This is a genomic window from Lysobacter sp. CFH 32150 (assembly GCF_022758295.1).
GTDB lineage: Bacteria > Pseudomonadota > Gammaproteobacteria > Xanthomonadales > Xanthomonadaceae > CFH-32150.
In genome coordinates, this window is record NZ_JALDWJ010000001.1 from 440,962 (window position 1) to 454,415 (window position 13,454).

Below are 13,454 nucleotides of genomic sequence, written 5' to 3' on the forward strand. Positions count from 1 at the left end.
CTGATGGAACTGAATGATGCGAGAGCGCTGTCTCGCGAATACGCCGGCGTATACAAGCCCGCACCAGTCGATTGAATTAGACTACCGCGCCTGCGGTGGCGGCCACGCCCGCTTTCAAACCGCTGAAGGCAAGAAACTCAATGACTTACCCCACCTTGTTGGCGTTGTACGCGATGCGCAGTGCAGCCGCCGACCGGAGCCTCTGATGATCTTCGAAACCCTCGACACCTACGGCCATGAACAGGTCGTGTTCTGCCACAACAAAGATGCGGGCTTGAAGGCCATCATCGCGATTCATAACACCGTGCTCGGCCCTGCTCTGGGCGGTACGCGCATGTGGCCGTACAAGACCGAAGCCGACGCGCTCAACGACGTGCTGCGCCTTTCGCGCGGCATGACCTACAAGAACGCGGTCGCGGGCCTGAACATCGGCGGCGGCAAGGCGGTGATCATCGGCGACCCGGCCACCGACAAGTCCGAGGCGCTGTTCCGCGCGTTCGGCCAGTTCGTCGAATCGCTGGGCGGCCGCTACATCACCGCCGAGGACGTCGGCATCGACGTCAACGACATGGAATACGTGTACCGCGAAACCGAGTACGTCACCGGCGTGCACCAGGTCCACGGCGGTTCGGGCGATCCGTCGCCGTTCACCGCCTACGGCACCCTGCAGGGCCTGATGGCGACGTTGAACAAGAAGTACGGCGACGAAGAAGTCGGCAAGCATTCCTATGCGGTGCAGGGCCTCGGCCACGTCGGCATGGAGTTCGTGAAGCTGCTGAAGGAACGCGGCGCGAAGATCTTCGTCACCGACATCAACAAGGGACTGGTCGACAAGGCCGTGTCCGAATACGGCGCCGAAGCCGTGGGCCTGGACGAGATCTACGATGTCCCGGCCGACGTGTACTCGCCGTGCGCACTGGGCGGCACCGTCAACGAGCAGACCCTGCCGCGCCTGAAGGCCAAGATCATCTGCGGCGCTGCCAACAACCAGCTCGCCAACAATGCGATCGGCGACGAAGTGCAGAAGCGCGGCATCGTGTACGCACCGGACTACGCGGTGAACGCCGGCGGCGTGATGAACGTCGCGCTCGAACTCGACGGCTACAACCGCGAACGCGCGATGCGCATGATGCGGACGATCTACCACAACCTCGCGCGCATCTACGAAATCTCCGAACGCGAAGGCATCCCGACCTACAAGGCCGCCGATCGCCTCGCCGAAGAACGCATCACCGCGATCGGCAAGCTCAAGCTGCCGCTGGGCCGCGCTGCACCGCGTTTCCAGGGTCGGATTCGCGGCGGCCACTGAAAATTTTCCTGAAGTAGTAACGCATACGCCGTATGCATTGCGGCATACGGCGTATGCATCGCTAGACTGTGCTGCAAGCGCGTTCAACGCGAGCAGACACGAGTCACCATGCGAGCTTTCCCACTAGGCGAAGAAGTCGACGCACTGCGCGATGCCGTGCGTCGTTTTGCCGACGCCGAAATCGCGCCGCGCGCGGCGCAGATCGATCACGACAACGCCTTCCCGCAGGACCTGTGGCCGAAACTCGGCGAAATGGGTCTGCTCGGCCTGACCGTGCCCGGCGAATACGGCGGCAGCGACATGGGCTACCTGGCGCACCTGGTGGCGATGGAGGAGATTTCCCGCGCTTCGGGTTCGGTCGGCCTCTCGTATGGCGCGCATTCCAACCTGTGCGTGAACAACCTCTACGCCAACGGCAACGAGGCGCAACGCACGAAGTATCTGCCCAAGCTGTGCAGCGGCGAATGGAAAGGCGCCCTGGCGATGAGCGAACCGGGCGCCGGCTCCGACGTGGTCGGTTCGATGCAGTGCCGCGCTGAACTGCGCGGCGATGTGTGGGTCGCGAACGGCAGCAAGATGTGGATCACCAACGGCCCCGAGGCCAACGTGCTGGTGGTCTATATGCGTACGGCCGGAAAAAGCGCGGGCAGCAAATGCATGACCGCCTTCATCGTCGAAAAGGGCATGAAGGGGTTCAGCACGGCGCAGAAGCTGGACAAGCTGGGCATGCGTGGCTCCAACACCTGCGAGCTGGTGTTCGAGAACTGCGAGATCCCGACGGAGAACGTCCTCGGCGAAGTGAATCATGGCGTCAAGGTGCTGATGTCCGGCTTGAACACCGAACGCCTCGTGTTGACCGGCGGGCCGCTGGGACTGATGCAGGCATCGCTCGACATCACCCTGCCCTATGTGCGCGAGCGCAAGCAGTTCGATGCCCCCATCGGCACCTTCAGCCTGATGCAGGGCAAGATCGCCGACATGTACACCGCGCTGCAGTCCTCGCGCGCGTTTGCCTACCAGGTCGCCCGCGACTACGACGCCGGGCACAAGTCGCGCACCGATGCGGCTGCCTGCTTGCTGCATGCGTCGGAGGCCTGCGTCCAGGTCGCGCTGGAGGCCATCCAGGCCTTGGGGGGCAACGGTTACATCAACGAATTCCCCGCCGGCCGCCTGCTGCGGGACGCCAAGCTGTACGCCATCGGGGCCGGTACCAACGAGATCCGCCGCATGCTGATCGGACGGGAATTGTTCGACGGCAAGGCCTGAGCGCCCGTCCGACCTGCGGTTTGCCGCAGTGCAACATAGAGTCGCATAATCGGCTTGTTCCGGCCCTTGCCGGCCGCCTTTTTCTGGAGTTCCTTCCATGTCCGACATCGTCATCGTCGGTGCCAAGCGCACCGCCATCGGTTCCTTCCTCGGCCAGTTCACGGGCGTCCCGACGCCGACCCTCGGCGCTGCCGCGATCCGCGGCGCGCTCGCCCAAGCAGGTATCGCAGCGGACCAGGTCGACGAAGTGATCATGGGTTGCGTGCTGCCTGCCGGGCTCGGCCAGGCGCCGGCGCGACAGGCTGCGATCGCGGCGGAAATCCCGACGGCGGCCGGCTGCACCACCATCAACAAGGTCTGCGGCTCGGGCATGAAGGCGGTGATGCTCGGCCACGATCTGATCAAGGCCGGTTCGGCCACGGTCGTCGTTGCCGGCGGCATGGAGTCGATGACCAATGCGCCGCACCTGCTCAACGGTTCGCGCACCGGCATTCGTTACGGCAGCGGCGAAATGCTTGACCACATGGCCTGGGATGGCCTGACCAATCCCTACGACAAGCAGGCCATGGGCGTGTTCGGCGAGCTGTGCGTCGAGAAGTTCGGCTTCAACCGCGAGGAGCAGGATGCATTCGCCACCGCTTCGGTGCAGCGCGCGGTCGCGGCGCAGCAGAACGGTGGGTTCAAGGACGAGATCGTCCCGGTCACCGTGAGTGGCCGCAAGGGCGACGTCGTGGTGGACAGCGACGAAGAGCCGGCGCGCTGCGACCTCGGCAAGATCGCTTCGCTGCGCCCGGCGTTCAAGAAGGACGGGACCATCACCGCCGCCAGCTCGTCCAAGATTTCCGATGGCGCCGCCGCGACGGTGCTGATGTCGGCAGACGAAGCGCAGAAGCGTGGCCTGAAGCCGCTGGCCCGGATCGTCGCCCACTCGACCCATTCGCAGGCCCCGGAATGGTTCACCACGGCACCGGTGAAGGCCATCGACAACGTGCTGAAGAAGGCCGGCTGGAGCGTGGCGGACGTGGACCTGTTCGAAGTCAACGAAGCCTTCGCCTGCGTAGCCATGGCCCCGATCAAGGAACTGGGCATTCCGCACGACAAGTTGAACGTCAACGGCGGCGCATGTGCGCTCGGCCATCCCATCGGCGCCAGCGGTGCGCGCCTGCTGGTCACGCTTTTGAATGCGTTGAAGACGCGTGGCGGCAAGCGCGGGGTGGCGTCGCTGTGCATCGGCGGCGGGGAAGCCACCGCAGTCGCTGTCGAGATCCTGTGAAGGTCGTATAACGGATAGCTGAAAAAAAACCGGCCAACCCGCTTGACACGCGACACGGGCTTGTCATCATGGTATTGGCGCGCAGTTGCGCGTTGCCTAACTTTAACGACGAGGAACGATCACCATGTCCATCAATAAGGCTCTGCTCGCCCTGGCCCTGGGCTTCGCCCTGGCCGCGTGCACCAACCAGCAGCAGGCCGAGGATTCGGCTGCTGAGGCCGCTGAATCCGCGACCGACGCTTCCACCGCCGCTACCGACGCCGCCGCCACCGGTGACGCCGCCGCTGCCGACGCCGCCCAGGCTGCTGCCGACAGCGCCGCCGCTGCTGCCGACGCCGCTGCCACCTCGGCCGACGCCGCTGCCACTGCCGACACCGCTGCTGCTGCCGACTCTGCTGCCGACACGGCCGAACAGGCTGCCGACGCTGCCGAGCAGGCGGAAGAAGCTGCTGAAGAAGCGGCCAAGAAGTAATAATTCATCGTTTCTTCACACGATTGAATTAGTTGTTACAATGAATGAGCCGCCGGTCCGCCGGCGGCTTTTTCAGTTGTAGAGTCAGTGAACGAATGAAGCCGGCGCAAGCCGGACTGCCGCGCGCACTGGCGTTGCCTGACCCTTCGTAATTTCAGACAACTCCTTCGGAGAGATCATGAACACCAAGCTTTACGTCCTCCTGGCCGCCGGCGTCCTCGCTCTCGCGGCCTGCAAGAAAGAAGAAGCCGCTGACGCCTCCGCTGAAGCCACCGCTGCCACCGAGCAGGCTGCCGACGCTGCTGGCGACGCCGCCGCTGCTGCTGGCGACGCTGCCGCTGCTGCCGGTGACGCCGCTGTCGCCGCTGGCGACGCCGCTGTCGAAGGCGCCGAAGCCGCTGCTGCCGCTACCGGTGAAGCCGTGGAAGAAGCTACCGACGCTGCCGCTGCCGCTACCGCCGACGCCGCTGCTGACGCTGCCCAGGCTACCGCCGACGCCGCTCAGAACGTCGCCGACAAGGCTGACGCCGCTGCCGAAGAAGCCAAGAAGTAATTCTTGCTTCCAGGTTGTGCAAAAAGACCCGCTTCGGCGGGTCTTTTTGTTTGTGCGGATAGAACGGCACGTAGTTGAACGGCGTATACCGCACGAGCGGTTATCCTGCGCCATTCACACTCCGCACGGCGCCCGCAATGCCCGCATTGAGCTCCAGCCTCGACCCGCGTTCGCAGGACTTCCAGGACAACGTCGCCTACCACCGCGCCTTGGTCCAGGAGCTCGATGCCCGACTCGCACGCGCTGCCAACGGCGGTGGCGACAAAGCCCGGACCAAACATACGGAGCGTGGCAAGCTGCTCGCGCGCGATCGCATCACCGCCCTGCTCGACCCGGGCTCGCCCCTACTCGAAATCGCCCCACTCGCCGCCGAAGGCATGTACGACGACGCCGCGCCCGGCGCTGGCCTCGTCGCAGGCATCGGCCGCGTGCAGGGACAGGAAGTGGTGATCGTCGCCAACGACGCGACGGTCAAGGGCGGCACCTACTTCCCGATCACGGTCAAAAAACACCTGCGAGCGCAGGAAATCGCGCGCGAGAACCACCTGCCCTGCGTCTATCTCGTCGATTCCGGCGGCGCGTTCCTGCCGCTGCAGGACGAGGTTTTCCCGGATAAGGATCACTTCGGCCGCATCTTCTACAACCAGGCACGATTGAGCGCCGAGAACATCCCGCAAATCGCCGTGGTGATGGGCTCCTGCACGGCCGGTGGTGCGTACGTGCCGGCGATGTGCGACGAAAGCATCATCGTCAAGGAACAGGGCACGATCTTCCTCGGTGGCCCACCACTGGTGAAAGCCGCTACCGGTGAAGTGGTCGACGCCGAGGCACTCGGTGGCGCCGATGTGCACACTTCAATATCAGGCGTCGCCGATCATTTCGCCGAGGACGACCGCCACGCCCTGCAGATCGCACGCGACATCGTCGGCAATCTCAATCGCAGGAAAGTGTTGCCGGTCGCCGTGCAGGCGTCGCGCGACCCGCTGTACGCCGCCGAAGAGCTTTACGGCATCGTGCCGAAGGACACTCGCCGCCCGTTCGACATCCGCGAAGTGATCGCGCGCATCGTCGATGGCAGCGAACTCCAGGAGTTCAAGGCCCGCTACGGCAAGACGCTGGTGACGGGTTTCGCGCACGTGCACGGTTATCCGGTCGGCATCGTCGCCAACAACGGCATCCTGTTTTCAGAGAGCGCGCTCAAGGGCGCGCACTTCATCGAACTGTGCAACCAGCGCGGCATCCCGCTGGTGTTCCTGCAGAACATCACCGGCTTCATGGTTGGCAAGAAGTACGAGCACGCCGGCATCGCCAAGGACGGCGCGAAGATGGTCACCGCCGTCGCCTGCTCGCACGTGCCCAAGTTCACCGTGGTGATCGGCGGCAGCTTCGGCGCCGGCAACTATGCAATGTGCGGTCGTGCCTACGGTGCTCGCTTCCTGTGGATGTGGCCCAACGCGCGCATCAGCGTGATGGGCGGCGAACAGGCGGCAAGCGTGTTGGCGACGGTGAAGCGCGACGGCATCGAAGCCGCTGGCAAGGTCTGGACACCAGACGAGGAAGAGGCGTTCAAAGCTCCCATCCGCGCGCAGTACGAATCGCAGGGCAATCCCTATTACGCAACGGCGCGTTTGTGGGACGACGGCATCATCGATCCGGCCGATACGCGCCGCGTGCTCGGGCTTGGATTGTCGGCCGCCCTGAATGCGCCCATCGAGGACCGCACGCGCTTCGGTGTCTTCAGGATGTAGCTGCTCGTGATGTGATCCCGTTCACTCCCGGTACTCACAACGCAATCACGTTCCTGTCCGATAGCTGAAGGGAAAACGTCAAGATCACGTGACGAGTGATAGCCTCGCGGTTCCCCCGAACGCAGGAACTCCCGCGCATGGCCCTCTGGAAAGAACAAACGCCGAGCACCCCCGCCAAGCCAACGCCAACCCCGATGGCTTCGGAACCCGTCCGGATCCGCGAACCTGAATCGACCCCGGCGGCTGCCGATTTCACGCCCACCGCCACGCCTGCCCCTGTGCGTACCACGGCGGTCGAGCGCGAGGTCAAGGAATCGCTGATCGCCTCGGATCTCACCATCGAAGGCAAGATCGAAGGCACCGGCCACGTTCGCATCGCCGGCAAGTTCAAGGGCGACGTCAACGTGCAAGGCAACCTCACCATCGAGCTCGGCGCCAAGCTGACCGGCGGCGTGCGCGCCAGCAAGGTGATCATCGCCGGCGAACTCGAAGGCAACATCGATGCCGCGCAGCGCGTCGAGCTGCTGGAGTCTGGTGTGCTTGCCGGCGACCTCAAGGCCGGTTCGCTCACGGTCGCGGCGGGTTCGCGCATGCGTGGCAATGTCGAATTCGGCTGGGGTGACAAGAGCACCTCGAAATCCGGAAGCGGTTCGGAGAACGGCTCAGGCTCATGAGTCTCCGTCCGGGCACGGCAGGTGCGACCCGCACCTGCCCCCACTGCAAGGCGACGATCCTCGAAAGCGCGAGCGTCTGCCCGGCATGCCGCGGACATTTGCGTTTCGAACCCAATGCGGCGCAGCGCGAAAGCTCCACGCCGCTGCGTGTCGAGGGCACGATCCACCAGCCCGCTACTGGCGGCGCGGCCGAGTACTCCGTCGTGCTTTCGATCCGCAACGAACGTGGCGAAGAGGTCACTCGCCAGGTGCTCGGCGTCGGTGCCTTGCGGCCCGATGAGGAGCGAACCTTCAGTTTCAGCGTGGAAATGTCCTCGTCACCGGACTTGAAGATGCCCGCGAAGGGCAAGTTCGGGCACTAGTAGGGCGGGTCTTGACCCGCCATCCGATACAAGTTTTCGACAAGCGGCGGGTCAAGACCCGCCCTACGCTTTCCGCGGACCGCAGTTATTGCAGCCACCGCACTCGCTTTCTGCGGCCAGTGGCGCAGGTGCGATGTAACGGCCAAGCTGCTGCAACCATGGCGATCGCCCTTCCCGCACCAGCGGCAAGGCGCACGCGAGGCGCATGCGACGCACGCTCGCGGGGAATTGCCGCCGCACGACGTAAGCCGTGCTCAGCAGGACTGCCAGCACGATCACCGCGTATTGCGCGAGCAGTGACGCGGTCATGCCGGGCCCGTCCCGAACAACATGCCAGTGACCTGGTAAGTGACGAAGCTCGCCAGGTAGGCCAGGGCGAACAGATAACCTGCGCTGACTGCGACCTGCTTCCACGAGCCGGTTTCGCGCCGGATCGTCGCCAGCGTCGAAATACACTGCGGCGCATAGATGAACCACACCAACAGCGACAAGGCCGTGGCCAGCGACCAGGTGTCGCTGATGATCGGCGACAACGCCTGCGCCGCGGCGGTGTCGTCGGTCGCCGACAGCGCGTACACGGTCGCGAGCGACGACAACACCACCTCGCGCGCCGCCATGCCCGGGATCAGCGCGATGCAGATCTGCCAGTTGAAACCGAGCGGCGCGAAGAACGCGGTCATCGCGTGGCCGATGCGGCCGGCGAAGCTGTAGTCGATCGCCGGGCCGACGGCGTCCGCTGGCGCGCCCGGGAACGACAGCAGGAACCACAGCAGCACCGTCAGCGCGAGGATGATGCCGCCGACGCGGCGCAGGAAGATCGCGGCGCGTTCCCACAGGCCGATCATCAGATCGCGCGGGTGCGGGAGGCGATACGACGGCAGCTCCAGCATCAGCGGATGCTCGCTCTTGTCGCGGCGCCACTTCTTCATCACCCACGACACCATCAGCGCGCTCAGGATGCCGGTCGCATACAGCGCGAACAGCACCAACCCCTGCAGATTGAACACATTCATTCCAAGCAGGCCAACCTTGTGCGCCGGGATGAACGCGCCGATCAGGAGGGCATATACCGGCAGCCGCGCCGAACAGGTCATCAGTGGCGCCACGATGATGGTGGCGAGGCGGTCGCGCGGATCCTGGATCGACCGCGTCGCCATGATCCCGGGGATCGCGCAGGCGAAGCTCGACAGCAGCGGAATGAACGAGCGTCCGGACAAGCCGGCCGATGCCATCAGCCTGTCGAGCAGGAACGCCGCGCGCGGCAGGTAGCCGCTTTCCTCGAGCACGAGGATGAAGGCGAACAGGATCAGGATCTGCGGCAGGAACACGATCACGCCACCGACGCCGGCGATGATGCCGTCGACCAGCAGGCTGTTGAGCGGCCCTTGCGGCAACGCGCCGCCGACCGCGGTACCGACCACGGCGGTGCCCGCTTCGATCAGGTCCATCAGCGGCGTCGCCCAGGCGTACACCGCCTGGAAGATCAGGAACATCACCAGCCCCAGCGCCAGCAGGCCGAACACCGGGTGCAGCAGCCAGCGATCGAGCGCGTCGTCGATTTCGGCTGTGCGGCGCGGCATGGTGACCGCGAGGGAAAGCAGCCGGCGTGTTTCCGCATGCAGGGCATCGGCATCGCCCGCTGCGGCGGGCAGGTGCACACGCGGCTCGTGCAACGAGGCTGCAACGCGGTCGAGCATCGCGACCAGCTCGCGCGCACCGTCGTGCTTCACCGCGATCGTTGGGACTACCGGCACGCCGAGTTCGCGTTCCAGCGCGGCAAGGTCGATGTCGATGCCGCGACGCTTGGCCGCATCCATCATGTTCACCGCCAGCACCATCGGCTTGCCGAGTTGGCGCACCTCGAGTGCGAAACGCAGGTGCAGGCGCAGGTTGGTGGCGTCGACCACGCACACGATGACGTCGGGCGCGGGTTCGCCAGGATAGAAGCCACGGCACAGGTCGCGGGTGATCGCCTCGTCCAGGCTCGCCGCGTGCAGGCTGTACGCACCGGGCAGGTCGAGCACGGCGTAGTTGCGTCCGGATGGTGCGTAAAAACGGCCTTCCTTACGCTCAACGGTGACGCCGGCGTAGTTCGCGACTTTCTGCCGGCTGCCAGTCAGCAGGTTGAACAACGCAGTCTTGCCGCAGTTCGGATTGCCGACGAGTGCGACGCGTAGCGCGGCCATGTTCGTGGACGCGGCGGTCATGCGGATTCACCCACGCGAATCCGGACGCGCTCGGCCTCGGCGCGACGCAGCGCGAAACGGGTGTAGCCGACTTGCACCAGCAACGGCTCGGCACCGAGCGGCCCGGCCGCCATCACTTCCACCGCTTCGCCGGCGACGAAACCCAACTCGCGCAATCGACGCGCGATGGCGTCGTTCGGGGTGCAGTCTTCGACGCCCACGACCGTGGCGACGATGCGGCGTGACAGTTCGGACAGCTTCAAGGCGGGCCTGCGAGGGCGTAATCCCAAATGGGAATTGTTCTCATTCTAGCACCGCCTTGGCCAAGCACTCAGAAGATTTGGAAACCGGAATGTTTGTGTACGGCGTAGTTCCCAAGCCCCGCCCTTATGATTGCCGGATCACTCGTGGACCCGACCCGATGAGCCAATCCCTGCTGACCCTGCGCGAGGGTCCGGTCGCCCAGCTGCGCCTGAACCGGCCGGAGCTGCATAACGCCTTCGACGCCGAATTGATCGCCGCGCTGACCGCCGCGCTGGAACAGCTGGCGGCCGATCCGGACGTGCGCGTGGTCGTGCTGGCAGGCGAAGGCGCCTCGTTCTCCGCCGGCGCCGACCTCAACTGGATGCGCGGCATGGCCGCGGCCAGCGAGGCCGAGAACCGCGACGACGCGCTCGCCCTCGCCCACCTGATGCGTACCCTGGACGAGTTGCCGAAGCCGACCATCGCGCGGGTGCATGGCCCCGCATTCGGCGGCGGCGTCGGTCTGGTCGCCTGCTGCGATATCGCCTTCGGCACGCCGGAGGCGAAGTTCGGCCTGACCGAGAGCAAGCTCGGCTTACTGCCGGCGGTGATTTCGCCCTACGTGATCGCTGCCATCGGCGCACGGCAGGCGCGACGCTGGTTCGCGACCGCCGAACTATTCGACGCCTATGAAGCGCAACGCATCGGCCTTCTGCACGACGTGGTTAACGCGACCGCGCTCGATACCGCGGTGCAGCGTCAGATCGACCTGCTGCTCAAAGCTGGGCCGATCGCCTCGGCTTCGGCGAAACAGCTGGTCAGGCGCGTGGCGGCCGAGCACGACGGCAGCCGGCTCGATGCCGACAATGCCGCGTTGATCGCCAGGCTGCGCGTGTCATCCGAAGGACAGGAAGGTCTGTCGGCCTTCCTCGGCAAACGCAAACCCCGTTGGACCGAATAAGGACATCGCCATGATCGATCACGTCGGCTTCAAGGTTTCCGACTTCGCCGCCAGCAAGGCGTTCTACGAGCGCGTACTCGCGCCGCTTGGCTACGGCCTGCTGATGGAAGTGACGCCGGAGATGACCGGGGCCGATGCGCACCATGCAGGCTTCGGCGCCGACCGCAAGCCCGCGTTCTGGATCAGCACCGGCAACGTGACCCGCGACAGCAGCGTCCACGTCGCACTGCACGCGAAGTCGCGTGCCGATGTCGACGCGTTCTATGCAGGCGCGCTCGCGGCCGGGGCCCGCGACAACGGTCCGCCGGGCATCCGCGCGCATTACCACCCCAACTATTACGGCGCATTCGTGCTCGATCCGGATGGCCACAACATCGAAGCCGTCTGCCACCTGCCGGAAGCCCCGCGCTGATGTTCTCGAAAATCCTCATCGCCAACCGCGGCGAAATCGCGTGTCGCGTGATCCGCAGCTGCCGCAGGCTCGGCATTCGCACTGTCGCGGTGTATTCCGAAGCCGACGCCGGCGCGCAGCACGTGCGTCAAGCCGATGAGGCTTACTGCATCGGCGGGCCACAGCCGCAGGAGTCCTACCTGCGCGGCGACACGATCATCGAAGTAGCGAAACGATCCGGCGCACAGGCGATCCATCCCGGCTATGGCTTCCTTAGCGAGAACGCCGACTTCGCCGACGCGGTCGAAGCCGCCGGCATCGTCTTCATCGGGCCGAAGGCGGCGTCGATGCGCAAGATGGGCAGCAAGGCCGGCGCCAAGGAACTCATGCAGGCCGCCGGCGTGCCGGTGGTGCCCGGCTACACCGGCAGCGACCAGTCGCCCGCAGTGCTGGCGCGCGAGGCGGCGCGCATCGGCTTCCCTTTGATGATCAAGGCCGCGCACGGCGGCGGCGGCAAGGGCATGCGCATCGTGCGCGTGCTGGATGAATTCATGCCCGCGCTGGAAAGCTGCCAGCGCGAAGCGAAAAGTGCATTCGGCCGCGATCGCGTGCTGCTCGAACGCTTCGTCAGCCATCCGCGCCATATCGAAATCCAGGTGTTCGGCGATGCCCATGGCAACGTCATCCACCTCAATGAACGCGAATGCTCGGCCCAGCGTCGCTATCAGAAAGTGCTGGAGGAATCGCCATCGACGTTCCTCACGCCGGAGTTGCGCTCGGCGATGGGCGCAGCGGCAGTCCAGGCCGCGCGTGCGATCGACTACGTCAACGCCGGCACCGTCGAATTCATCGTCGCCCCCGACGGCGGGTTCTTCTTCATGGAGATCAACACCCGCCTGCAGGTCGAACACCCTGTGACCGAGCTGGTGACCGGGCTCGACCTGGTTGAACTGCAATTGCGTGTCGCCGCGGGCGAAGCCCTGCCGCTGGTGCAGGAACAGGTGCGGCAGGACGGCCACGCCATCGAAGTGCGGTTGTATGCGGAAGATCCGGAAGCGGGCTTCCTGCCCGGTTCCGGCAAGCTCGAACGCTTGCAGCTGCCCACGCCTTCGCAACACATACGCATCGACTCCGGCGTGGTCGAAGGCGACACAGTCACGATTTTTTACGACCCGATGATCGCCAAGCTGATCGTCTGGGATCGCGACCGCCCGACCGCGCTGGCGCGCCTGCGTGAGGCATTGGTCGAATGCGAGATCAGCGGCCCGAAGTCGAACATCGAATTCCTTGAGCGCCTCATACGGCATCCGGCCGTCGTCGATGCGACCATCGACACCGGCTATCTCGACCGCCACCTCGACGAGTTCATGCCGACCGCGACCGTCGACCGCGACCTGCTGCTGGCTGCGGCCACCGCGCGGCTCCTGGCACAGGAACAGGCAGCACGCGAACGTGCCGCGCATTCGACCGACCCGCACTCGCCCTGGGCCATCGCAGACGGCTGGCGCCTCGGTCATGCCGGCAAGCGCCATCTCGCCTTCCTCCATCGCGGCGCACGGCTGGAACTCATCGCGCACGGCAGCGACGGCCACTACCGCATCGAACACGACGACGTACACACCGACATCGCAGGGGCGCGGCTTGCTGGTGGCGAATTGAGCGCACGCATCGACGCCCGCGGACGCCGCTTCCAGGTTGATCAGGACGAGCGCCGGGTCGCGGTCCATGATGGCAACCGCCGACTGCGGTTGGAGCCGATCGCGGTGTATCTTCGCGAGGGCGTTGCCGCTGCCGGCATCGGCAACCGCGTGACGGCACCGATGCCCGGCCGGATCGTGCTGGTCAAGGTTCACGTCGGAACCGCTGTCGCCGAAGGCCAGGAGCTGCTCGTGATGGAAGCGATGAAGATGGAATTGAGCTTGAAGGCGCCGCGCGCCGGCACCATCTCCGAGCTGCGCGCCAGCGTCGGCGATTTCGTCGAAGCCGACGCAGCGCTGGTGCTGCTGGAAGACTGAC

At 65.3% G+C, this 13,454-nt stretch carries 14 protein-coding genes; 11 read left to right on the forward strand and 3 right to left on the reverse strand.

Translation table 11 applies throughout. The features are described 5' to 3' along the window. Positions 1-205 precede the first annotated feature (205 nt). From MO486_RS01980 to MO486_RS02015, 8 genes are all read left to right on the forward strand, one after another. Positions 206-1,309: a Glu/Leu/Phe/Val dehydrogenase dimerization domain-containing protein gene (locus tag MO486_RS01980; RefSeq protein ID WP_242904156.1), complete on the forward strand. Its 1,104-nt coding sequence runs from the start codon at positions 206-208 to the stop codon at positions 1,307-1,309. A gap of 108 nt (positions 1,310-1,417) precedes the next feature. Beyond that, positions 1,418-2,575 carry an isovaleryl-CoA dehydrogenase gene (locus MO486_RS01985; RefSeq protein WP_242904157.1) on the forward strand — a complete coding sequence of 386 codons (1,158 nt, stop codon included), beginning with the start codon at positions 1,418-1,420 and terminating at the stop codon, positions 2,573-2,575. 97 nt (positions 2,576-2,672) lie between these two features. Then, on the forward strand, positions 2,673-3,848 hold the full coding sequence (locus MO486_RS01990) for an acetyl-CoA C-acyltransferase (RefSeq protein WP_242904158.1): 1,176 nt from the start codon (positions 2,673-2,675) through the stop codon (positions 3,846-3,848). A gap of 124 nt (positions 3,849-3,972) precedes the next feature. After that, entirely contained in the window at positions 3,973-4,320 is a 348-nt protein-coding gene (locus MO486_RS01995; protein ID WP_242904160.1) for a hypothetical protein, read from the forward strand. 178 nt (positions 4,321-4,498) lie between these two features. Beyond that, positions 4,499-4,873, forward strand: a complete 375-nt coding sequence (locus MO486_RS02000; protein ID WP_242904161.1) for a hypothetical protein — start codon at positions 4,499-4,501, stop codon at positions 4,871-4,873. A gap of 137 nt (positions 4,874-5,010) precedes the next feature. Further along, positions 5,011-6,621: a carboxyl transferase domain-containing protein gene (locus MO486_RS02005; RefSeq protein WP_242904162.1), complete on the forward strand. Its 1,611-nt coding sequence runs from the start codon at positions 5,011-5,013 to the stop codon at positions 6,619-6,621. Positions 6,622-6,758: 137 nt separating this feature from the next. Next, complete coding sequence (locus MO486_RS02010) at positions 6,759-7,295, forward strand: polymer-forming cytoskeletal protein (RefSeq protein ID WP_242904163.1); 537 nt, start codon at positions 6,759-6,761, stop codon at positions 7,293-7,295. After that, entirely contained in the window at positions 7,292-7,657 is a 366-nt protein-coding gene (locus MO486_RS02015; RefSeq protein ID WP_242904164.1) for a hypothetical protein, read from the forward strand. Before MO486_RS02010 ends, MO486_RS02015 begins: the two co-directional genes overlap by 4 nt. A gap of 63 nt (positions 7,658-7,720) precedes the next feature. Here MO486_RS02015 and MO486_RS02020 read toward each other — a convergent pair whose 3' ends face one another. The 3 genes from MO486_RS02020 to MO486_RS02030 are packed head-to-tail and all read right to left on the reverse strand — an operon-like array spanning position 7,721 to position 10,106. After that, positions 7,721-7,966 carry a DUF6587 family protein gene (locus tag MO486_RS02020; protein WP_242904165.1) on the reverse strand — a complete coding sequence of 82 codons (246 nt, stop codon included), beginning with the start codon at positions 7,964-7,966 and terminating at the stop codon, positions 7,721-7,723. Further along, complete coding sequence (locus MO486_RS02025; protein WP_242904166.1) at positions 7,963-9,864, reverse strand: ferrous iron transporter B; 1,902 nt, start codon at positions 9,862-9,864, stop codon at positions 7,963-7,965. The genes MO486_RS02020 and MO486_RS02025 overlap by 4 nt, the downstream gene beginning before the upstream one ends. Beyond that, entirely contained in the window at positions 9,861-10,106 is a 246-nt protein-coding gene (locus MO486_RS02030; protein WP_242904167.1) for a FeoA domain-containing protein, read from the reverse strand. The genes MO486_RS02025 and MO486_RS02030 overlap by 4 nt, the downstream gene beginning before the upstream one ends. A 158-nt stretch (positions 10,107-10,264) precedes the next feature. On the opposite strand from MO486_RS02030, the gene MO486_RS02035 reads away from it, so the two are divergent. From MO486_RS02035 to MO486_RS02045, 3 genes are read left to right on the forward strand one after another with little or no spacing between them, the layout of a single operon-like run. Further along, on the forward strand, positions 10,265-11,047 hold the full coding sequence (locus MO486_RS02035; RefSeq protein WP_242904168.1) for an enoyl-CoA hydratase-related protein: 783 nt from the start codon (positions 10,265-10,267) through the stop codon (positions 11,045-11,047). Positions 11,048-11,057: 10 nt separating this feature from the next. Next, positions 11,058-11,459 (forward strand): VOC family protein, encoded by a 402-nt coding sequence (locus tag MO486_RS02040; protein ID WP_242904169.1) that lies wholly within the window; start codon positions 11,058-11,060, stop codon positions 11,457-11,459. Beyond that, a complete protein-coding gene (locus MO486_RS02045) occupies positions 11,459-13,453 on the forward strand; it encodes an acetyl-CoA carboxylase biotin carboxylase subunit (protein ID WP_242904170.1) in 1,995 nt (664 codons plus the stop codon). The genes MO486_RS02040 and MO486_RS02045 overlap by 1 nt, the downstream gene beginning before the upstream one ends. Position 13,454 lies beyond the last annotated feature (1 nt).